Raw genomic sequence first — 21177 nt, forward strand, 5'->3', positions numbered from 1 at the left:
AATTTCCTCCTGTCCGGGCTATCTGCCGCTGTTGATATCATCTGCCAGTTCTCTGGCTGCCTGACGGCAGTCAGCCATCATCTTTTCTTCATCGCATACAAGAATTTCTCTGTCTTTCATCAGAACTTTTCCGTTACATACCGTTGTCTGTACCATACTTCCGTTCACACCGAAAAGAAGATGTCCGTTAATATTTCCCTCATTCATCGGTGTAAGAGGATCATATTTCACAACGATCACATCGCCTGCCGCTCCTTCTTTCAGAACGCCCAGCTCTTTTTTGAAATAACGATTGGCAATTTGAGCATTTCCTTCAAACAGCATCTGAGGCACTTCTCCCCATGCTGCATTCGGATCACAGAGATGATGTTTGTGCAGGACATTTGCCACCTTCCAGGATTCCATCATATCATGCGTATATCCATCTGTTCCGAGTCCGGTAAGAATTCCCTTATGAACCAGTGTCATGGTCGGAGGACATCCGCAGGCATTTCCCATATTGGATTCCGGATTATGCACTACCATGGTATCTGTTTCTCTGATCAGATCCATCTCATGTTCATTAATATAAATACAGTGACCGAGAAGTGTTTTCGGTCCCAGGATATTCCAGTCGTAAAGCCGGTCTACAATCCGTTTGCCATGCTCTTTCAGGCACAGGTGAAGATCATCAATTCCCTCTGCAACATGAATATGATAACCGACACCTTCCGGTTTCAGTTCATTACAGAGCGCCATAGTCTCGTCAGAAATGGTAAACGATGCATGCATTCCCATCATTCCGGCGATCATATCACTGTCATCTGCCTGCGCATGTTTGATAAAATTCACATTTTCCATCACAGACTCTCTGGATTTGTCCATCCCGTCACGGTCAGAAATTTCATAGCAGAGGCAGGTTCTCACACCAAGATCTTTGGCTGCTTCTTCAATCGCAGAGAGAGAACCTGTAATGTGACCGAAGCTTGCATGATGATCAAATACCGTTGTAACGCCGTTTTTGATCGAGTCAATGTAAGTCGCATATGCAGAAAGCTTCGTCTGCTCCAGAGTCAGATGTCTGTCGATCGTCCACCACATACCGTCAAGAATATCAAGAAAGCCCTTCGGATTATAACCTTTGATGCTCAGACCTCTCGCAAAGGAGCTGTAGATATGCTCATGTGCATTGATAAATGCCGGCATAATCAACCCGCCTTTTGCATCAATATACTCTGCGTGTTCATAAGCTTTTCTGACTGCCTCTGTCTCTCCGACTTTTACAATGGTATTTCCATCCAGTGCAACTGCACCATTTTCCATAAATGGCTGTTCCGCAGTCCTTGTAATCAGTCTTCCATTTCCAATAATAAGCATATGCCTTCCTCCTTTTATTAAATTTCTGTAAAAAACATCCAATTTACGGCGGCTTTTTTTCATTTCTTTTGGGAATTTTATACCATCAATTTAGCATATTTTTTACATTATTTCAATAAGAAACTGCAAAATCATTTTGGTATTCTTATTTTTTTTGGATTTCTTTTTTGATTGATGAAAAGTTTTTTCTGATAAAAAAAGAAGAGCAGTCTTTCCCACCACTCTTCTTTGAGTATCCTTGTCTTTCCGTCATTCTATTAATATCTGTTTTCATACGGATTTCCGTAATTCTGATTATCGTAATTCTGATTATCGTAATTCTGATTATCGTAATTCCGGTTTCCATAGTTCCGGCTTCCATAACTCTGATTGCCGTAATTCTGATTTCCGCCTCCTGCCAGAACATCATAAAGCTCTGCCTTTGTGGCATCTACATACGGATTTACATACAAAACACCCGCTATGCCCAATGTCATGGCAGACAAAAGAACCCAGGGCCAGAATGAGATTTCCAGAATAAAGGTATTCCATTTATTTCCTCTCATCATCTCCCGGCTTCTTGCGGAAGCTTCAGACCAGGTCATATCCGGGTATTCCGCAAGCAGATACGGTACCATATAATATTCATATGCCTTGATAATTCCAGGGATCACAAACAAGAGCGACCAGAGGAAAATAAACAGCTGACGAAGAAACATCACTTTTACTATATTCCAGTAATATCCGCAGGTAAAGCCATATCCCAGTCTTCCGGCACCCGGATGTGAATACAGGTTTTCAATATAAAACCTTCTTCCTCCGACTTCCAGAATATTTCCGACAAAAACACTGAATATTACAGCGATCAGTCCGATCACAAGTACAACCGCAAGGACAATCATCCAGATTCCCCACTGAGTCAGTCTGTCAAATGAGTCAAACACGGACAACGCTTCGTCCATTGCCTGATTTGCGGAATTATTGTAATACTGCATGTCAGACTGCATATCATAAGTATTCTGCACCGTAGTGGTTGCTCCGCGCCCGCTTCCGGCTCCGCCTCCTGCCGTAATCAGCAGAATTACAAGAGAAACGATCACACACGCCCAATAATTCTTTCTGAATGATTCTTTTGCATTTCTTTTCAGATCTGCTCTGTTCCAGTTCCAATTCATATCTATCCCTCCATAAACGCATAACACAGTTTCAGTTCCCGGTATCCGCTTACCCAGTCTTTTTCATCCAGTTCGACAAGATAGCCTCCGCCATTTTTTACATGCCATTCATAAAACGGCCGTTCTATATTCGCATATTCTTCCATCAGATTCATGATCGTCCCACCGTGGACTACCAGTGCTGCATCCTGCAGTTTCCTGCGGATGCTGTCGCTGACTGCTCTTTGAAATCCTTTCAGATTCCGGTCTTTAAATTCCTCTCTGCTTTCTCCTCCCGGAAAAGGCGCCGTCCCGTTACTGTCGATCCATTTCTGATAATTGGAATTGCCGGAAAGCTCCTGATAATTTTTGTTCTCAAACTCTCCAAAATCACACTCTGCCAGTTCATCAATTATCTGGATGCTTTTTCCCGGATACAGAATTCCTGCTGTCTGGGTACAACGCAGCATCGGGCTTGCATATACCGCCTGCGGTACCGGATAAGCCATCTGCAGCAGTGATTCCCGTCCTTCTTCACAAAGAGGTTCATCCGTGACGCCAATGTATCGGCCATGACGATTTCCCTCTGTCATTCCATGCCGTATCAGCCACAGCTTAAGCATGTTTGATCACCGTCCCGATTCCGCATACCACTCTTGTCACACGGGTGCTGAAGGATGCCAGTTCCGTACAGATACGCCCTACTGCTTCCCGATATGCCCTGTCAAAGGAATCCACCGGTACCACACCATATCCGACTTCATCTGAAACAAGGATCACATCCGGATTCTTTTCTATTAGCTTCCCGGCAAGACCTTTTACATCTTTCCCGGCCCTCATTTCTCTCCGGATAAACTCATGGAATCCCAGGATTCCCTCTGCTCTGTATAGTTCGTCTTCGGATACAGACGAACCCAGACTCCATCTGATTTCCGGATAATACTTTTCTGCATACGTACTTTTCCCCTGAAAAGCACCTCCAATGATCATTTCCATTTCTATTCCTCTTCCTGTTCCGCCGGAACTTTCATATAACAAAATTTGATACAATTGCAATTACCAGTGCCATTCCCACCTCGCAGGTACACAGGAAAAATCCGGCCAAATCCCCGGTAGTTCCTCCAAAATATTTCATTGCCATATGACGGTAATATCCAAAAACCACAAATGCCGTACCATATGCAGCAGCTCCGTAAAAAGGATGCAGTACCATCATCACAGTCAGCAGAATCACCATATAGGCAATCAGTACGTTTCGTACCGTTCTGTCCTCTGCCTTTCTGGAAAATTCTGCAACGGTTCCGTCTTCCCGCGCCTTCGGAATCATCATCACACCCATGGCTGAAAGACTTCTGGATAAGATAAATCCTGTACTCATCACACAAAGTGCACGGAAATTACTGCCGATCTGGCTGTATGCACCATACCATAACAGAAAATAAACACAGGCGGTAATCACAGCAAATGCTCCCGCATTGGAATCCTTCAAGATCTCCAGACGCCGTTTCCGTTCCTGCCAGGAACTCATGGCATCTGCGGTATCCAGCAATCCGTCCACATGAATCCCACCGGTGATCAGAACTGGAATCAATATCAGTACTACCGTCACAAACGTCTGATCAAATCCAAACCGGATTCCTGCCCATGCTGCCAGAAGTGTTATTCCGCCGATGACCGCACCGATAAACGGAAAAAAGCAGAACATGTATTTCATATTCTCTTTCGTCCACTCTGCCTGCGGTACCGGAATTTTGGAAAACATGGCAAAGGCGATTTTAAAACTATTCCAGAGACTTTTCATTTTTCTGCGCCTCCTTTGTGATCTGTCATTTTCTTTTTATGATAAACAGGAATCCCGTAAACCACTTCCACAACTTCCTCTGCCATCTCTGCAATTCTGCAGTTGATCTCTCCAAGATAATTCTGATAAAGCACCGTATCCCCTTCATAGGATGCTGCTTCCGAAAAAATCTCATTTGTCACGATCACGGTATGACGTGCCTGCGCACAGAGATGACGCACTCCGCGGATGATTTCTTCTAAAGTATTTTCATGCGCCCCATCCTGCTGAAACATTTCATTTGCAGTCAGATTGGACATACATTCCAGAAGAACAGTACAGTCTTCGGGAAGCATGATATTTGCCAGACCTGTATAACATTCTTTCGTCTCAAAACCTTTTCCGGCACGCATAGCTCTGTGACGAGCAATCCGCTTATGACTTTCCTCATCAAACGGATACATGGTTGCTATGTAGATTCGTTTTGCCTCTCCAAAGGAAAGGATACGGTCTTCCGCAAATGCAGATTTTCCGCTTCCGCTTCCTCCGGTCACTAATGTAAGCATTTATTTCAGCTCCTCATACTGATCCATATGAATGTCAGTAAATGTACTCAGACTATTGTAAAGTTTCGCTCCTACTTCCAGGAACGGAATCAGAGCGATTGCGCCGGTTCCCTCTCCAAGACACATATCTGCGTGAAGTACCGGATCTTTTCCGAGACTATCCAGAACCAGATGCGCTGCCGGTTCTTTGGAAACATGAGACGCCAGCATATAAGGAGTTGCATCCCGACAGATTCTTGCAGCAATCAGCGCAGAAACACAGGAAATAAATCCATCCATCAATACAGGAATGCGAAAAGCGGCTCCTCCAAGAAATACGCCAGTCATTCCCGCAATGTCATATCCACCAACCTTGGCCAGAACATCAATCGCATCTTCCGGATCAGGCTGATTGAGATCAATTGCTTTTTTGATAGCCTGTATTTTCCGGACCAGACCTTCACTGGAAAGTCCTGCCCCTCTTCCTGTCATGACTTCCACAGGCTGGTGAAGCAATACGGAGGCTACTGCACTGCTGGTCGTCGTATTACCGATCCCCATTTCACCGGTCGCCAGTATGCGATAGCCTTTTTCTTTCAGTTCCTTCACCATGGCAATTCCTGCTTCGATGCCCCTGATTGCCTGTTCTCTTGTCATCGCAGGCTCTCTGGTCATATTTTTTGTGCCATATGCGACTTTCAAATCTGTCCGTACATTGGTATCCGTCACCATTCCCACATCAACCGGATGAACATCCACGCCAAACTGCTGGCACATAACGCATACGGTACTGATTCCAGCCTGAAAATTGTTTGCAACCAGAGCTGTAATTTCCTGACCGCTCTGTGTCACACCTTCTTCTACCACACCATTATCTCCGCACATGGCAACTAATCCTTTTTTCGAAATGTCAATCTGCGTTTCCCCGGTAATACCTGCAATCTGTGTGATCAGATCTTCCATTTTACCAAGTGAATGAAGTGGTTTGGCTATACTGTCCCATCTTCTTCTTGCTTCCTTCATTGCTTCTTCATCCAGTGGACGAATCGCTGAGATCGTCTCTTCTAATGTCATGATCATTTCCTCCGTACCACAAAACCTATTTGTTAAGATTTTATCACATCGGATTCCAAACCGCAATGGATTCCATCTATTATCGTTTTTTCTTTGTTGTAAACACCAAATATTTGCTGAATATATAATTCAGAATCAGAACGAGAAACTGTGTCACAAATTTCCCCGCCATATCATTCATATCCATCATTTGCACCAGCAGAAAAACGCCGCCAACTTCAATGATCATCGTAATTAATCTTGAACTGACAAATTTACAGAACGGTCTGACATGGTCCGTCAGCGTTTCACAATGATCCTGAAATACAAACCTGGAGTTTACAACATATGCGAACAAAATCGCCAGGATGATGGAAATCACATTCGCCAGATTCAATTCTATATGCAGTATACGAAGAACAAAAAAACTGATCATATTCACCAATGTCGTACATCCGCCGAAAAACACATACCGGACAACAGAATTTTCATAGAGTCTGTTTATTGTTTTTTTCATTTTTATCTCCCTGTATTATCCTGCTTTATTTTTACTGAACCATTTTCTTCACCGTGTACGATCTCAGATATAATATAGCGCGGACGATGTTTCACTTCTTCATATATTTTTGAAATATAATACCCGATAATACCCAGGCTCATCATCACGGCACTGCCGACCAGAAGAAGTACGATAAGAATCGTTGTATAACCCTCCACTGCATGCCCGGTAAAATATTGAACAAGAGAATAAATTCCCAGAATAGCAGACAGCACAAAACACACTGCGCCTCCAACAGTTACAAACTGAAGCGGAAGTGTAGTAAATGCAACAATATTCGTAAATGCATATTTAATCAGAGACCAGGCAGACCACTTCGATTCTCCCGCTTCCCGCTTCTGTACGTCAAATTCCACAAAAGCCGTTTTAAAACCGACCCAGGACGAAGTTGCACGGAAAAACATATTCCTTTCCGGCATAGAAAGAATACTGTCTACAGCCTTTCGGTCCATCATTTTAAAATCCGATGTATTCTTCATATTTACACCGGTAGCTTTTGTCATAATATCATAAAAAAAGCCCGCACTTTCTTTATGGAAGAAACTCTCTTTTCCCCTGCTGGATTTTACTCCTTCAATCACCTCATAGCCATCTTCCCATAAATGATACATTTCCAGAAGCTTCTGCGGCGGGTGCTGAAGATCACAGTCCATGACTGCCACCACGTCGCCGGAAGCCTGCGCCAGTCCGGCAAATACAGCAGATTCTTTTCCAAAATTTCTGGAAAAATGCACTCCCACGATATTTCTATCTTTTTTCGCCGCTTTTTGAATTTCCGACCATGTATGATCTTTCGAACCATCATCTACCACGACAAGCTCATAGGGAATACCCGCATTTTGCAACAGATTCCCTAACGTCACACAGGCCTTTCCTGCCATCAGTTCCTCATTATAAGCAGGCAGAACAACCGACAATACACTCATTTCTTTTTCCTCTTCTTTCTCTGTGTACATACAATTCCGGCAAAACCGATCAGTCCCAGCGCAGATAGCACAACTCCTGCTTTGGCATATGGTGTGCAATAGGTCAGGCGGATTTCATGATTACCGTCAGGGAGTTCCAAAGCCATAAACATAGTATTGGCCTGATGCAGCTCCGTTTCTTCCCCATCAACATAGGCACGAAAACCTGAACTGTATGGAATGGCAAGAAGCAATGCTCTGGCATCGGAAAGTGTAATTTTCCCTGAAATTTCATTCACATCTATTTGAACATCTTCCAGAACTTCTTCTCCCAGGGCATCCGTCCATTCTTCAATATGATCCATTGGCTGACAAATAATCTGAAGCTTATCAAAGCTATAGATTCCTGTGTTTTCAAAAGTCAGAGTAACACTCCTGCGGCAGTCATCCCAATAACCCAGATTACATAAAAAATCATGCTTACCGCTGTACGCATTATATTTATCGGTAAATACTTTCATAGTCTTTTCACATTGAAGTCCATTTACCCGAATAGAAGCTTCTTTACTTTCTTTCCAGTACCTCCACTGGCTGTCTTCAAAAAGGAGCGCATTCTGTTTATAAATGCTCATATTTTCCCATGTCTTTTTACTGACCCGTTCACGGGGAGAAAGTGCATCATAATTTAACCCCTCCAGCACCAGATAAGTTTCACTGTTATCCAGACCGTCAAAACTGATTTTCATCTGCGCATTTTCATTTGTAACTACAATTTTCCCGTCTTCAAAATGGCATCCGTCTCCTTCCAGGATATCATACTCCAGGAGTTCAGACATGAATTCAGGAGTTATTTCCGGAAGTACGCTATGATCCAACACAATCCCCTGAAGAAGTGCTTCCTGTTTTTCATTCACACTCATCTTTTCATATTGTTCCCGCGGAATATAAGAGCTGTAAGTATAACCGATCGGAAGCGCACCCTCATTGATGTAGGCATGATACTGCCTGTTGTTTTTTGAAGCAGATGCAGCTTCCGAAGTATAGCCATAAGGCAGATATCCGTATCCGTTTCCCGGAATTACAAAATAGCGCACTGCGCACAATCTGTCAAGGATTGTTCGGCTGTCCAGATTTTCATAGTGCTGTTCCCATGGGGTGTTCAGATACATTTCATCAAAAAATCTGCTGACAGCACCATTTGCCACACTGAAATAATAAGCAGTACTATTGGTTCCCATTTTCATGGACGAATTATCATAAGGGAGAGAAGCATACTGATCATAACGATACACAGATGAATCCTCTGTATTCAGGACGGCAAGATCCGCCCCGGATTCCAGTTTTTCAAGAGCTTCTCCTCTGTCTGAAAATTCTGAAAGATAATCTTTTTCATAAGAGTATTGATAATAGATATTTACAGAAATACTCATAATCAGAACTCCGGAAAGCAATATACACAGATACTTTCCATTAGTAAAAATAGTTCCATAGGATATCAGAATAAACCCTGATAGAATGAGAAAAATTATCGCCGCCATATTTCTTTGTGTCCTTGCTGCCTCCGCAAACAGTGCAAGGCAGCAATATATCAGTATCAGCAAAAAAACTTTTCTTTTTTCTTTTACCGTCAATGTAAAAAGTTCCGGATAGGCCTTAACAAAAATATACGAAATCAGCATACCATAAGCCCAGATCCAACGGTTTGATACATAGGAAAATCCGTTGAGAACATGACCGGCAAAAGGAACCAGAAGAAACAGATTCAATAACAGAAATCCATTTTTCAAAGAAACGTATTTCTTTCGTTTCGAGAACAGCACAAACACGCCTGCCATCGCCACAGCAGAATATCCGGCCACTCCCCACTGAATCATATTTTCTCCGATAAGACATCCAAGATATTTTTCATAATAAATTCTATCGTAAAACATCGGAACATAATTTGCGGCCTGAAACCGTTCCGTTCCAAACAAAGCCATAATCACCGGAAGCAAAATAATGGAAGAAATCATCATTGCCACTGTAAAATATCCCAAAAACTTCAGAAACCATTTTCCTATATTGATTACCGAATGATTTTCAAACATGTCAAAATAACGAAATGCTGCATATAGAAACATAAAAATACAAATCATGTAAAAAAAATAAAAATTCGACATAGCAGCTATTGTCACTGAAGAGATGAATAAAGTTGGCTTTTCTTTTTTATATATTTTATCGATTCCCATCAAAATCAGCGGAAGATAAATCATTGGATTGGCAAAATACGGATGCTTAACTGCAGCGTAAATGGTCCATCCTGCAAATATATAGATCAGAGTTCCAAGAAATACTGCCTGTTTTCCATTACCATGCGAAAAACAGAACAGACTGAATGTAATTCCCGCAAGGTAAATTCTCAAAAAAAACAAAATTTCATACAGCGTTTCTGCATTATTTTCCGGTACAAATACAGACAGCAAAGTCAGAGGATCTCCAATCACATAATAATGCAGCGTTGTAAGGATATCAGACCCATAACCAATGTGCATATCCCACATGGGAATGGAAAGTTTATGTTCCGTCACCAGTGTATGAAAAATATCCCGAAGGTATTTGCCATAATATGCAAGAGAATTCACGTGCTGGGGCACTCCATCATGACTCCAGATCAATGATTTGCCATTCATATAAAAAAATGAATACAAAAAAAGAGAAATTGCAGCAAATGCAAGCGTATACAACAGATAAAAATCTTTTTTGCTGTTTTTACAAGACCATCGTTTCATATCCTTTTAGTCCTCTCTCACCTTATCCTGTTTTCTATCTTTAAAAATCATCCAAAAGGACAGCATTCTTTTGACCCTTGTATCATTTATATGCGATTATAGTCACATGATAAAGAATTGTCAAATAATCTTTTACTACATTTGTGCTTTTCCCGTTTTACAACCTGTATTCCCGAAAAAAAAGACCGCAGTACATACGTACTGCGGTCAGTATCACCTGAATTTATTATCAGAATCATCGAATATACACAAGTGTACTTTCGATCTTATTCTTCTCCGTAAAGAGTGATAAGTTTGTTCAGATATTCGTATCTAGCTTTTGCTTCAGCCTCGTTCTTAGCGAACAGTCTTGCTGCTTTTTCAGGATTCTGACGTTTCAGGGAGTTGTAACGAACCTCACCGTCAAGGAATGCCTGGTAGTCTTCCATATTCGGAGCCTTGGAATCAAGAGTGAACTTGCTTCCTTCTGCAGCCGGGTTGAATCTGAAGTTGTGCCAGTATCCGCACTTAACTGCCAGTTCTTCCTCAGTCTGAGCTTTGGACATACCTTTCTTGATACCATGGTTGATACATGGAGCGTAAGCGATGATCAGGGATGGTCCCGGATATGCTTCAGCTTCTGCAATTGCTTTTACAGTCTGGTTGAAGTCTGCACCCATGGAAATCTGAGCAACGTATACATAACCATAGCTCATAGCGATAGAAGCCATATCTTTCTTCTTCACTTCTTTACCGCCGGCAGCGAACTGAGCGATTGCACCGGTAGGTGTAGATTTGGAGGACTGTCCACCTGTATTGGAGTAAACTTCGGTATCGAATACCATAACGTTGATGTCGCGTCCGCTTGCGAGAACATGGTCAACACCACCGAATCCGATATCGTATGCCCATCCGTCACCACCGAAGATCCACTGGGATTTCTTAGCCAGGAAATCTTTCTGAGCAAGGATTTCTTTTGCTTTGTCGCATCCGCATGCTTCCAGAGCTGCTACTAATTTTTCAGTAGCTGCACCGTTGGTAGCACCTACAGAGAAAGTATCCAGCCATTCCTGACCAGCTGCTTTAACGTCTTCATTTGTTCCGTTAGCAACAACGTCTTCTACTTTTGCTTTCAGACCGTCACGGATTGCTTTCTGTGCAAGAAGCATACCATAACCAAATTCTGCATTATCTTCAAACAGAGAGTTGCCCCATGCAGGACCCTGTCCTTTTGCATTTACAGTGTATGGTGTGGAAGGTGAGGAGTTACCCCAGATAGAGGAGCATCCTGTTGCGTTTGCAATGTACATTCTGTCACCAAACAGCTGAGTGATCAATTTTGCGTATGGTGTTTCACCACAACCTGCACAAGCTCCGGAGAACTCAAGCAGAGGCTGTTTGAACTGGCTGCCTTTTACGGTAGCTTCTTTGTATTTAGCAATAACTTCTGGTTTTTCCGGAAGAGTTACGCCATAGTCGAAATATTTCTGCATTCCTGCGTTTGCTTCCAGGTTTTCCATAGCAAGGGCTTTTGCACCTTTCTTTCCTGGGCAGACATTTGCACAGGAGCCGCATCCTGTACAGTCAAGAGCGGATACAGTCATGGTGAACTTGTAGCCTTTCATTCCTGTAAGATCAAGAGTCTGAAGTCCTTCCGGAGCTGCTGCTACTTCTTCTTCAGTCATAGCAACCGGGCGGATTACAGCGTGCGGACATACATATGCACATCTGTTACACTGGATACAGTTTTCCGGATTCCATACAGGAACGTTTACAGCAATACCACGTTTTTCGTATGCAGCTGCACCGGATGGTGTAGTACCGTCAACATAATCTTTGAATGCGGATACAGGCAGGGTGTTACCTTCCTGAGCATTCACTTTACACTGAATGTTGTTTACGAAATCAACAACATCTTTTCTTCCGTTTTCAGCGTGAGCCATGAAGAGACCTTCGTCTTCTGCATCTTTCCAGCTTTCCGGAACTTCGATCTTAACGACCTGTTTTGCACCTTCATCGATAGCTGCCCAGTTCTTCTGAACAACGTCATCACCCTTACGTCCGTAAGTAGCTTTTGCAGCTGCCTTCATAAGGTCGATTGCCTGCTCTTCCGGAATAATACCGGTCAGTTTGAAGAATGCAGACTGAAGGATTGTATTAATACGGGTTGGTCCCATACCAGTCTCGATACCGATCTTCACACCGTCGATGGTGTAGAACTGGATATTGTGGTTAGCGATGAATGCTTTTACCTGTCCTGGTAAATGTTTCTCAAGACCTTCCATATCCCATGCACAGTTCAGAAGGAATGTACCGCCGTCTACCAGTTCCTGTACCATATTGTATTTGTTTACATAGGACGGGTTGTGGCATGCAACGAAGTTAGCCTTGTGAATCAGGTATGTGGATTTGATTGGTTTCTTACCAAAACGTAAGTGAGACATGGTAACACCGCCGGACTTCTTGGAGTCATAGTCAAAGTAAGCCTGAGCGTACATGTCAGTGTTGTCACCGATGATCTTGATGGAGTTCTTGTTAGCACCTACAGTACCGTCAGCACCAAGTCCCCAGAACTTGCAGTTGGTGGTTCCTTCCGGAGTAGTAACGATCGGAGCACCTGTTTCAAGAGAGAGATTTGTTACATCATCAACGATACCAAGTGTGAATTTTTCTTTGGTTGTGTTCTCGAATACAGCTACGATCTGTGCCGGAGTTGTATCTTTGGAGCCTAAGCCGTAACGTCCGGAGAATACCGGTACATCTTTGAACTGGCTGTTCTTAAGAGCTGCAACAACGTCTAACCACAGCGGCTCGCCAAGTGCACCAGGCTCTTTGGTTCTGTCAAGAACAGTAATCTGTTTGGTAGTTGCAGGGAAAGCTGCAATAAGTGCTTCCGCGCTGAATGGTCTGTAAAGACGAACTTTTACGACACCAACTTTTTTACCTGCTGCTGCAAGGTAATCGATGGTCTCTTCAATTGTATCGTTTACAGAACCCATAGCTACAACTACATGCTCAGCATCTTCTGCACCATAGTAGTTGAACAGTTTGTAGTCTGTTCCGATTTTAGCGTTTACTTTGTCCATGTATTCCTGTACAACTGCCGGAAGAGCATCGTAGTACGGGTTACATGCTTCTCTTGCCTGGAAGAAGATATCCGGGTTCTGAGCGGAACCTCTCTGGCATGGATGATTCGGGTTCAGAGCATGGTTACGGAATTCCTGAATAGCGTCCATATCAGCCATATCTTTCAGATCTTCGTAATCCCATGTTTCAATTTTCTGGATTTCGTGAGATGTACGGAATCCATCGAAGAAGTTGATGAAAGGAACTTTGCCTTTGATAGCTGCCAGATGTGCAACCGGAGTCAGGTCCATAACTTCCTGTACAGAAGACTCGCACAGCATAGCGCATCCTGTCTGACGACATGCCATTACGTCGGAATGGTCACCGAAAATGGAAAGTGCGTGAGAAGCAAGTGCACGAGCGGATACGTTGATAACGCCCGGTAACTGTTCACCAGCGATTTTGTAAAGGTTCGGGATCATCAGAAGAAGACCCTGAGATGCAGTGTAAGTAGTTGTCAGAGCACCAGCTGCCAGAGATCCGTGAACTGCACCGGCAGCACCTGCCTCAGACTGCATTTCAGTTACCTGTACTTCCTGTCCGAAGATGTTTTTTCTTCCCTGGGTGGCCCACTCGTCTGTAGCTTCAGCCATAACAGATGAAGGGGTGATCGGGTAAATTGCAGCTACATCAGAATAAGCGTAAGATGCATGAGCGGCTGCATGGTTACCATCCATGGTTTTCATCTTTCTTGCCATAGTTTCTTTTCCTCCTTAAAGGTATGAAAATAATTATTTCTAGACAACGGATGTGTCTAAAATTCCATTTACGATTATAACATAATTTTACAGTTATGTCCAACCGGATTATCTATTTTTTGTACCTAATTGCATACAAGCGTGATATTTTTAATAAATCTTAATCAAAAAGGGTGTGTTTTCCCAGTCAGCAGTTGCCTTTTATTCATAGCTGAGGCCTGCACTGTCAGACATTTCCGTTTTAAAATGCAAAAAAAGGAAATCTGCCATATCATTTCAACAGATTTCCTTTCCCCTGTCTGTTTCTTTTTATCCTTTTACTCATTCTTCACCAGTTCACCCAGCGGTCTGCGTTTCAGCATTTCGCATAACTCATGCTGTATATCCAAAAGTTCATAATGGACACGGCAGGAAATTCCGTCCTGTCCGTCGCGCATGCAATGGAACTCCGGATCAAGACAGTCTATGATAAACATATCCGAATCAATCGCAGAATAGATGTCAAACAGCGTCAGTTTATCCAGGTCACGATTCAGGGAATATCCTCCATGCACTCCGCGGTAGCCGCGTACAATTTTCGCTTTCTGAAGTTTTTTTAAAATTTTGTAGGCAAATGGAGCTGTTATACTTTCCTTTTCGCAGATCTCATTGACGCTAAGCCTTCCATTCTCATTTCCAGCCAAAGCGCGGATAACTCTCATTGCGTAATCGCATTCCCTGGTGATAAACATGTTGATGCCCTCTCTCTATATACATTCCAAACAAACAGCTACTTTCTCTTTTTCAGGATTAAGGAAATTATACCAATACTTGCCCAAAAATACAAGGATTCTTCGCGAATATTTTAAGAAAATTCTAAATATTTTCAAAAATTGTATATGTTTGCAGACTAATTCTCGATTATTTTTCTCCAATTATAGTAATTTTTCTAATTGAACAATTTAGGCGAAAGGACATTTTTTACAGTTATTTAATTTATATTTTTTCTGATTTCAGATTTTTTCAATAATTTCACTGCAAATTTCCAAAGCAGTCTTATTATCTGTGGAAATCACCATATCTGCAGCCTCTTCATATTTCGGAGCTCTTTTCTGCATTAAAGAGGAAATATATTCCACATTCATATTGCCTTCCAGCAATGGCCGGTCATGAAAACAGTGTACTCTCTCATAAACTGTTTCCGGTTTTGCACTCAGAAGTACAATTTTTCCATGCTTCTTCATTTCCTGTACATTGCAGTCTCTCATCGCAGTTCCTCCGCCGCAGGAAACGACAGTATTTTTCTTGGTTCCGAACTGCTTCAGGAGCGACGTTTCCAGATGTCTGAAATATTCCTCTCCATCCTGAGCAAAGATTTCGGAAATCGATTTTCCCTCATTTTTTTCAATCTGTTCGTCCATCTCCATTTTTTCCATTCCGTATTCCCTGCAAAAGCAGTCTGCAACGGTGCTCTTTCCGCAGCCCATAAATCCGATCAGAAATATATTTCCATTTATTATCTGTTTTTTCTCATTCATCGTTCTGTACCTCTTCTGTATTTTTCAAGCATGTGGTTACTGTCCATTTCGTTCGCAGCAGCCATTTTTTTGCTTATCGAAATTATAACAATATCCCTCTCCCGTGTAAAGCGCACTTTTTTCGGAAAAATCCGTTGGAATTCAAAAATACCTCTTGCAAAATCCCTATTTTACGGTACAATGGAAATCGGCTACAAAAGCAATCGTAGCATTATAATAGGAAATAAAGAAACCATAACCGTAGCTGTTCCCTGTCAGAGAACAGTCACTTACAAACAGGAAAAGAGGTACCTTATGATTTCAGCAAATAATATCACGTTGCGTGTAGGCAAAAAAGCCTTATTCGAAGACGTTAATATCAAATTTACCGAAGGCAACTGCTATGGTCTGATCGGCGCCAACGGAGCAGGAAAATCCACCTTTCTGAAGATCCTTTCCGGACAGCTTGAGCCGACGAAAGGTGATGTAGTCATCACTCCCGGACAGCGGCTTTCCTTCCTGCAGCAGGATCATTTTAAATATGATGCTTACCCGGTTTTGGATACCGTAATTATGGGCAACGCAAGACTCTATGAGATTATGAAAGAAAAAGAAGCCATCTATGCCAAAGAAGATTTCACAGACGAAGATGGCATCCGTGCCAGCGAACTGGAAGGCGAATTCGCCGAAATGAACGGATGGGAGGCAGAATCCGATGCAGCGACTCTTCTGAACGGTCTTGGCATCGAAACAGAATTCCATTATACTCCGATGGCAGACCTTACCGGTAGCCAGAAGGTAAAAGTTCTCCTTGCACAGGCGCTTTTCGGTAATCCGGATATCCTTCTTCTCGACGAGCCTACCAACCACCTGGATCTGCCGGCTATTGAATGGCTGGAGGAATTTCTGATCAACTTTGACAACACCGTCATCGTTGTTTCTCATGACCGTTATTTCTTAAATAAAGTATGTACCCATACTGCGGATATTGACTACGGCAAAATCCAGCTTTATGCCGGAAACTATGATTTCTGGTTTGAATCCAGTCAGCTCCTCATCAAACAGATGAAAGAAGCCAATAAGAAAAAAGAAGAAAAAATCAAGGAATTGCAGGAATTCATTTCCCGATTCAGCGCAAATGCTTCCAAATCCAAACAGGCTACTTCCCGTAAGCGTGCCCTGGAAAAAATCCAGCTGGATGAAATGCGTCCTTCCAGCCGCAAATATCCATATATTGATTTCCGTCCCAACCGTGAAATCGGAAACGAAGTTCTGATGGTAGAGAATCTTTCCAAAACCATCGATGGCGTAAAAGTTCTTGACAATATCACTTTTACTCTCGGACATAACGACAAAGTTGCTTTTGTCGGCGCCAACGAGCAGGCTACTACCACATTTTTCAAGATTCTTATGGGAGAAATGGAACCGGACGAAGGAAATTACAAATGGGGTGTTACAACTTCTCAGGCTTATTTCCCGAAGGACAGTACAAAGGAATTTGATAACGACCTGACAATCACCGACTGGCTGACACAGTATTCCGAGATCAAGGATGCAACCTATGTGCGTGGCTTCCTCGGACGTATGCTCTTCCCTGGTGAAGACGGAGTAAAACGTGTGAAGGTGCTTTCCGGTGGTGAAAAGGTACGCTGCCTTCTTTCCAAAATGATGATCTCCGGTGCAAATATCCTGCTTCTTGATGAGCCTACCAACCATCTGGATATGGAATCCATCACTGCACTGAACAATGGTCTGATTAAATTTCCGGGAGTCATCCTTTTCACTTCTCATGACCACCAGTTTGTACAGACAACTGCCAACCGTATTATGGAAATCCTTCCGAATGGTACCCTGGTAGACAAAATCACTACTTATGATGAATATCTTGCAAGTGATGAAATGGCCAAGAAACGTCATGTTTATACCATGAACGAAGAGGACGAGAACGATAACTGATCTTACAGAAACAGAGGATTCTATCTCTGAGCGGAAATTTCTGTTGACTCAGATATTACGAAAACAAAAAAGGAATACAGGGATGAAGATATCATTCATTCCCTGTATTCCTTTTCTCATATCATAGGAAAGTGCTTTGCATTTTCCTATGATATAAGAAAGCCCTTCGGGCAGGATCGCACTGCGGCGGAGCGGAAATATATTGCTAAAGCAATCCGCCGCAGGCGGAGAATCCTGCAAAGCAGGATTCTTTCTTATACTGTGATATCCGCCAGCTTTCCTCCCGTCACTTTGAGCAATGCATCCAGAGGAACCTTCAAAGTAAGACCAATGCGTCCTCCGCTTACATAAATCTCATCAAAATTTCCTGCAGAACTGTCAAACACCGTTGGATAGGCTTTCTTCATTCCGATCGGACTGCAGCCTCCCCGTACATAACCGGTAATTTTCAGAATATCTTTTACATGGATCATATCAACAGACTTTTCTCCCACTGCTTTTGCCGCCTCTTTTCGATCCACTTCTTTTTCGATAGGGACAACAAACACATAATATCCTCCGCTCTTCCCTTCCATTACCAGTGTTTTAAATGATTGCTCATAAGGGGCGCCTGTAAGATCCGCACTGTGGATTCCGTCAATAAACTCATCACATTCATAGGTAAGAGTCTCATATGTAATTTTTTGTCTGTCCAGCATGCGCATTGCATTTGTTTTTGCTTCTTTCGCCATTGTTTCTTTCCTCCTGTACCGAAAATTCTGTCATCTGTGATGGATCATTCATTCTGTATCAGAATTTCCCTCGTTTCTTTTTATTGTTATTGCTTATCTCCTCATCCTCATACGATTCCTCATCAAAATCATCCGCTCTTTTATACTCGTATTTGGATTTCCTTTCTTCTGCGTATCTGCCATGATCCTCATAGGCAGAATCTTCTTCGTCTTCGTCCTCATCTCTGTGATTCGTCGCAAACTGAATGATCAGGCCAAGCACTGCAAAACCGGCACTAAGCGCCAGTGCATACGGAAATTCAGCCAGACCTCCGATTTTGGTAAGAGAATACCCAGCCAAAATTCCTCCCAGAAGGCTGGTTCCCACAATGATCACTTCTCTGGCAAATCGAACACCAAGCACCCCGATCGCCACTCCGATCAGGATACACAGGAAAAAGATTGCCGAAGTAGTCGGATGCAGAATATAAACGCTCAGAGTCATACCAATTCCGGCACCAAGAACAAAAATGCCGAACCGGTAGACAAGAAATGCGATAACGCCAAGAGCAATACCGCCTCCGAGCATTGCCGCAAGATAAATCATGTTGTCTTCGATGCCCATACTCCTTGCCACAAACAGTCCTGCAAGCGCACCTCCCACAAATCCGAAAAGCATCACCCAGAATCTCAGCAGCCGGTATCCAAGTACACAATTCATAATCCCAAATATCATCAGGATACCAAATATTCCAATCATCACAGAAGGAATCGTCTCCATATTACGAAATCGTTCCAATATTTCCATAATTCCTGTCAATACATCTGCCATACTCTCTTCCTCCTCATCACTGTTTCATTATCATTTCGTCAGACAGCAGCATCCTTTTCGTTTTCTGAAAGCATATTCCTGTGTCAGAACATAAAATAAAATGTTTTCATATGATCCAGAATCCCATAATGATATTCCACCTCATTCATCCCATAAAGGTCCATATAATATCTGGCAACTTCCTGAACACCATTTCCCTGTATCAAGTCAGCATAAGCCAGATCAAAAGCTTCCTGACTGCTGAATTTAAAACGTACAACAGCTGCACCATAATTCAAGCGCATCTTGCAGTATTCATAAATCGTCTGATAGTCATAGGTGTCAAAGCATCCCTGATTCAGGATGTAAAAATTCTTCTCCGTGGCTGTACAGTCCGGAACAGCAAATTCTTCAGAAGGCCAATATGTTATTTCATACTCATCAGGAAAAGGACAAAGATAATCATAAATCGTCGTCTTATGTTCCGCCATCTGCACTGCGTCTCCTTCCAGGAACTGAGGCTGATCTCCATTCGTCGCATCCACATAGTAATACTCGCCGTCAATCTGAACGATATTCCACGCATGACCCTCATCACTGCCATCTGCATCCCCATCTACATAAATACAGGGAATTCCAAAACGTTCCAGCAGATACTGCAGCGCACCGGCATAACCCGCGCAGACCGCGCTTTTCTTCCAGAATATGCCTGCAATACTCTGATCATCTTCCGACAGCATGTATTCTGTCGAATCAATCAGATATGTGTAAACCGTCTTTACGATCTCATAGATATCCGCATTTTCCGGAAGAAGTTCATTCACTTCCTGCCACGCAAGTTCAATCGACTGGTCGATTTGTATTATTTCCTCTTCCGTATAGGAATATCCCGGAGAAAACAAACAATAATCACTGCCTTCATAAGTTGTTTTATACACCTGCAGGCGGTTATGAACCCAATATAACTCCGGGTGATCCTTCAGAAGCGCATGATAAGCTCTGTCAACTTCTTCATTGTCACAAATAGTGACATAAAACTCCTCCTGCCTTGCCCGGATACCATCAAGCATTTCTCTGTATCCACGCTGTTCCTCCTCCGTCAGCAGTTTAAAATAATACTCCTGATGTCCCTCTTCTGCCTGTATCACTTCCTGCTCCCGCAGATTCTTTACTTCCGCAGGTTCACTCCCCCAAAATTCCATGGCAGAGCTTAGCCATTCACCGAACCCTGCAGAAGGATTACTCACTTCAGAAACGCACGGAATTTCTTTCCACAGCATAATTCCGGATAAAACCATGCAGAAAAGAAGTATCCATTTTATCCATCTATTCTTTTTCTTCATCTGTACTCCTGTTCCTGTATCCAATCGATATGAGACATTATATATGATTCACCCTCTGTTTGTAAATCGAATCCTCAATAATCAAAGGAAATGATTGCTATTTTTCTTCAAACGCGTTAAACTGTTAAAGACTGTATGGTCAGTCTGTTTGACCAGATTATTCCGGTACCATGTACCCTGATCGCATCTTATCCTTTCGGGAGGTTTATTATGAGTGTAAAAATTCCAATTGAAACATCTGCAAGACATATTCATGTCTCCAGAGAAGATTTTGAAAAACTGTTCGGGGAAGGAGCAGAGCTTCATTATACAAAAGAGCTCAGCCAGCCCGGCCAATACCTTTGTAAAGAACGCCTGACGGTCCAGGGGCCATCCGGCAAGTTTGAAAACATGGCGATTCTGGGACCTTTTCGTAAAGAAACACAGGTAGAAGTGTCTCTTACTGATACCCGGAAGCTCGGTCTTCCCGGTATTATCCGTCAGTCCGGAGATACAGAAGGTACTCCCGGCTGTACGCTGATCGGTCCGGGAGGTTCTCTTGAAATCCCCAAAGGTGTGATCGTTGCCAAACGCCACATCCACATGACTCCGGAGGATGCGTGGTCCTTACGCGTCCGTGACAATGATGAAGTTTTTGTCCTTACAAAAAGTTATGGACGTGCTCTGATCTATGCAGATGTTGTGGTACGTGTCAACCAGAATTTCCATTTGGCTATGCACGTTGATACAGACGAAGCAAACGCATTTTCCAGTGATGCAGAACCTTACGGTGTCATTGTCAGACTTTTTGATGATAATTACAATACGGACAAATGGATTGAAGAAGTACTTTCCGGAATTCATCGCTGACACTTCTTTTTCTTTTACCAGAGCAATTTGCAAACACGCTCTGGAATCATCGTTCTATTTGTGCAAAAAACCATGCTGATTCTCAACGCACCAGCATGGTTTTCCTTTTC

The 21177-nt window shown here is 42.8% G+C and carries 18 protein-coding genes; 2 read left to right on the forward strand and 16 right to left on the reverse strand.

The window, feature by feature from the left end; all coding sequences use genetic code 11:
- Positions 1-18 precede the first annotated feature (18 nt).
- The 13 genes from ssnA to ACTNEW_RS06510 all read right to left on the reverse strand — a co-directional run bounded on the left by ssnA (position 19) and on the right by ACTNEW_RS06510 (position 15419).
- On the reverse strand, positions 19-1356 hold the full coding sequence (ssnA, locus tag ACTNEW_RS06450) for a putative aminohydrolase SsnA (RefSeq protein WP_441059204.1): 1338 nt from the start codon (positions 1354-1356) through the stop codon (positions 19-21).
- A gap of 257 nt (positions 1357-1613) precedes the next feature.
- The gene (locus ACTNEW_RS06455) at positions 1614-2510 is read right to left on the reverse strand and encodes a DUF975 family protein (RefSeq protein ID WP_441059206.1); all 897 of its coding nucleotides are present in this window, start codon (positions 2508-2510) and stop codon (positions 1614-1616) included.
- Positions 2511-2512: 2 nt separating this feature from the next.
- Entirely contained in the window at positions 2513-3112 is a 600-nt protein-coding gene (locus tag ACTNEW_RS06460; RefSeq protein ID WP_441059208.1) for a histidine phosphatase family protein, read from the reverse strand.
- Positions 3105-3485, reverse strand: a complete 381-nt coding sequence (locus ACTNEW_RS06465; RefSeq protein WP_441059210.1) for a bifunctional adenosylcobinamide kinase/adenosylcobinamide-phosphate guanylyltransferase — start codon at positions 3483-3485, stop codon at positions 3105-3107. Before ACTNEW_RS06465 ends, ACTNEW_RS06460 begins: the two co-directional genes overlap by 8 nt.
- A 31-nt stretch (positions 3486-3516) precedes the next feature.
- Complete coding sequence (gene cobS, locus ACTNEW_RS06470; RefSeq protein ID WP_441059212.1) at positions 3517-4290, reverse strand: adenosylcobinamide-GDP ribazoletransferase; 774 nt, start codon at positions 4288-4290, stop codon at positions 3517-3519.
- Positions 4287-4835 (reverse strand): bifunctional adenosylcobinamide kinase/adenosylcobinamide-phosphate guanylyltransferase, encoded by a 549-nt coding sequence (locus ACTNEW_RS06475; RefSeq protein WP_441059214.1) that lies wholly within the window; start codon positions 4833-4835, stop codon positions 4287-4289. The genes cobS and ACTNEW_RS06475 overlap by 4 nt, the downstream gene beginning before the upstream one ends.
- Positions 4836-5888 (reverse strand): nicotinate-nucleotide--dimethylbenzimidazole phosphoribosyltransferase, encoded by a 1053-nt coding sequence (gene cobT / locus ACTNEW_RS06480; RefSeq protein WP_441059216.1) that lies wholly within the window; start codon positions 5886-5888, stop codon positions 4836-4838.
- Between the two features lie 79 nt (positions 5889-5967).
- Positions 5968-6384, reverse strand: a complete 417-nt coding sequence (locus ACTNEW_RS06485; RefSeq protein ID WP_441059218.1) for a GtrA family protein — start codon at positions 6382-6384, stop codon at positions 5968-5970.
- Positions 6385-6386: 2 nt separating this feature from the next.
- Complete coding sequence (locus tag ACTNEW_RS06490; protein WP_441059220.1) at positions 6387-7352, reverse strand: glycosyltransferase family 2 protein; 966 nt, start codon at positions 7350-7352, stop codon at positions 6387-6389.
- On the reverse strand, positions 7349-10099 hold the full coding sequence (locus tag ACTNEW_RS06495; RefSeq protein WP_441059222.1) for a YfhO family protein: 2751 nt from the start codon (positions 10097-10099) through the stop codon (positions 7349-7351). The genes ACTNEW_RS06490 and ACTNEW_RS06495 overlap by 4 nt, the downstream gene beginning before the upstream one ends.
- Before the next feature lie 266 nt (positions 10100-10365).
- A complete protein-coding gene (gene nifJ / locus ACTNEW_RS06500) occupies positions 10366-13902 on the reverse strand; it encodes a pyruvate:ferredoxin (flavodoxin) oxidoreductase (protein ID WP_441059224.1) in 3537 nt (1178 codons plus the stop codon).
- 317 nt (positions 13903-14219) lie between these two features.
- Positions 14220-14633: an RrF2 family transcriptional regulator gene (locus ACTNEW_RS06505; RefSeq protein WP_441059226.1), complete on the reverse strand. Its 414-nt coding sequence runs from the start codon at positions 14631-14633 to the stop codon at positions 14220-14222.
- 261 nt (positions 14634-14894) lie between these two features.
- Positions 14895-15419, reverse strand: coding sequence for a shikimate kinase (locus tag ACTNEW_RS06510; protein WP_441059228.1), 525 nt, complete (start codon positions 15417-15419; stop codon positions 14895-14897).
- Positions 15420-15713: 294 nt separating this feature from the next.
- Here ACTNEW_RS06510 and ACTNEW_RS06515 point away from each other — a divergent pair, with 294 nt between their 5' ends.
- Positions 15714-17354, forward strand: a complete 1641-nt coding sequence (locus ACTNEW_RS06515) for an ABC-F family ATP-binding cassette domain-containing protein (protein ID WP_441059230.1) — start codon at positions 15714-15716, stop codon at positions 17352-17354.
- 254 nt (positions 17355-17608) lie between these two features.
- On the opposite strand, the gene ybaK is transcribed toward ACTNEW_RS06515, so the two are convergent.
- The 3 genes from ybaK to ACTNEW_RS06530 form a co-directional block, all read right to left on the reverse strand.
- Complete coding sequence (gene ybaK / locus ACTNEW_RS06520) at positions 17609-18085, reverse strand: Cys-tRNA(Pro) deacylase (RefSeq protein WP_441059232.1); 477 nt, start codon at positions 18083-18085, stop codon at positions 17609-17611.
- A gap of 58 nt (positions 18086-18143) precedes the next feature.
- On the reverse strand, positions 18144-18896 hold the full coding sequence (locus tag ACTNEW_RS06525; protein WP_441059234.1) for a TM7S3/TM198-like domain-containing protein: 753 nt from the start codon (positions 18894-18896) through the stop codon (positions 18144-18146).
- 83 nt (positions 18897-18979) lie between these two features.
- The gene (locus ACTNEW_RS06530) at positions 18980-20218 is read right to left on the reverse strand and encodes a transglutaminase domain-containing protein (protein ID WP_441059236.1); all 1239 of its coding nucleotides are present in this window, start codon (positions 20216-20218) and stop codon (positions 18980-18982) included.
- Positions 20219-20428: 210 nt separating this feature from the next.
- Here ACTNEW_RS06530 and ACTNEW_RS06535 point away from each other — a divergent pair, with 210 nt between their 5' ends.
- Entirely contained in the window at positions 20429-21067 is a 639-nt protein-coding gene (locus ACTNEW_RS06535; RefSeq protein WP_441059238.1) for a PduL/EutD family phosphate acyltransferase, read from the forward strand.
- The last annotated feature ends 110 nt before the right edge of the window (positions 21068-21177 follow it).

The sequence above is a fragment of the Blautia sp. HCP3S3_G3 genome, from assembly GCF_052063365.1.
Classification (GTDB): domain Bacteria; phylum Bacillota; class Clostridia; order Lachnospirales; family Lachnospiraceae; genus Blautia_A.

Bases quoted from the DNA above. Each gene is read 5' to 3' on its own strand.
- ACTNEW_RS06455 (WP_441059206.1), bottom strand. From the start codon at position 2,510: ATGAATTGGAACTGGAACAGAGCAGATCTGAAAAGAAATGCAAAAGAA.
- ssnA (WP_441059204.1), bottom strand. From the start codon at position 1,356: ATGCTTATTATTGGAAATGGAAGACTGATTACAAGGACTGCGGAACAG.
- ACTNEW_RS06525 (WP_441059234.1), bottom strand. From the start codon at position 18,896: ATGGCAGATGTATTGACAGGAATTATGGAAATATTGGAACGATTTCGT.
- ybaK (WP_441059232.1), bottom strand. From the start codon at position 18,085: ATGGCGAAAGAAGCAAAAACAAATGCAATGCGCATGCTGGACAGACAA.
- ACTNEW_RS06530 (WP_441059236.1), bottom strand. From the start codon at position 20,218: ATGAAGAAAAAGAATAGATGGATAAAATGGATACTTCTTTTCTGCATG.
- ACTNEW_RS06535 (WP_441059238.1), top strand. From the start codon at position 20,429: ATGAGTGTAAAAATTCCAATTGAAACATCTGCAAGACATATTCATGTC.
- ACTNEW_RS06505 (WP_441059226.1), bottom strand. From the start codon at position 14,633: ATGTTTATCACCAGGGAATGCGATTACGCAATGAGAGTTATCCGCGCT.
- ACTNEW_RS06475 (WP_441059214.1), bottom strand. From the start codon at position 4,835: ATGCTTACATTAGTGACCGGAGGAAGCGGAAGCGGAAAATCTGCATTT.
- ACTNEW_RS06490 (WP_441059220.1), bottom strand. From the start codon at position 7,352: ATGAGTGTATTGTCGGTTGTTCTGCCTGCTTATAATGAGGAACTGATG.
- ACTNEW_RS06485 (WP_441059218.1), bottom strand. From the start codon at position 6,384: ATGAAAAAAACAATAAACAGACTCTATGAAAATTCTGTTGTCCGGTAT.
- ACTNEW_RS06465 (WP_441059210.1), bottom strand. From the start codon at position 3,485: ATGGAAATGATCATTGGAGGTGCTTTTCAGGGGAAAAGTACGTATGCA.
- ACTNEW_RS06510 (WP_441059228.1), bottom strand. From the start codon at position 15,419: ATGAATGAGAAAAAACAGATAATAAATGGAAATATATTTCTGATCGGA.
- cobT (WP_441059216.1), bottom strand. From the start codon at position 5,888: ATGACATTAGAAGAGACGATCTCAGCGATTCGTCCACTGGATGAAGAA.
- cobS (WP_441059212.1), bottom strand. From the start codon at position 4,290: ATGAAAAGTCTCTGGAATAGTTTTAAAATCGCCTTTGCCATGTTTTCC.
- ACTNEW_RS06460 (WP_441059208.1), bottom strand. From the start codon at position 3,112: ATGCTTAAGCTGTGGCTGATACGGCATGGAATGACAGAGGGAAATCGT.
- ACTNEW_RS06515 (WP_441059230.1), top strand. From the start codon at position 15,714: ATGATTTCAGCAAATAATATCACGTTGCGTGTAGGCAAAAAAGCCTTA.
- nifJ (WP_441059224.1), bottom strand. From the start codon at position 13,902: ATGGCAAGAAAGATGAAAACCATGGATGGTAACCATGCAGCCGCTCAT.
- ACTNEW_RS06495 (WP_441059222.1), bottom strand. From the start codon at position 10,099: ATGAAACGATGGTCTTGTAAAAACAGCAAAAAAGATTTTTATCTGTTG.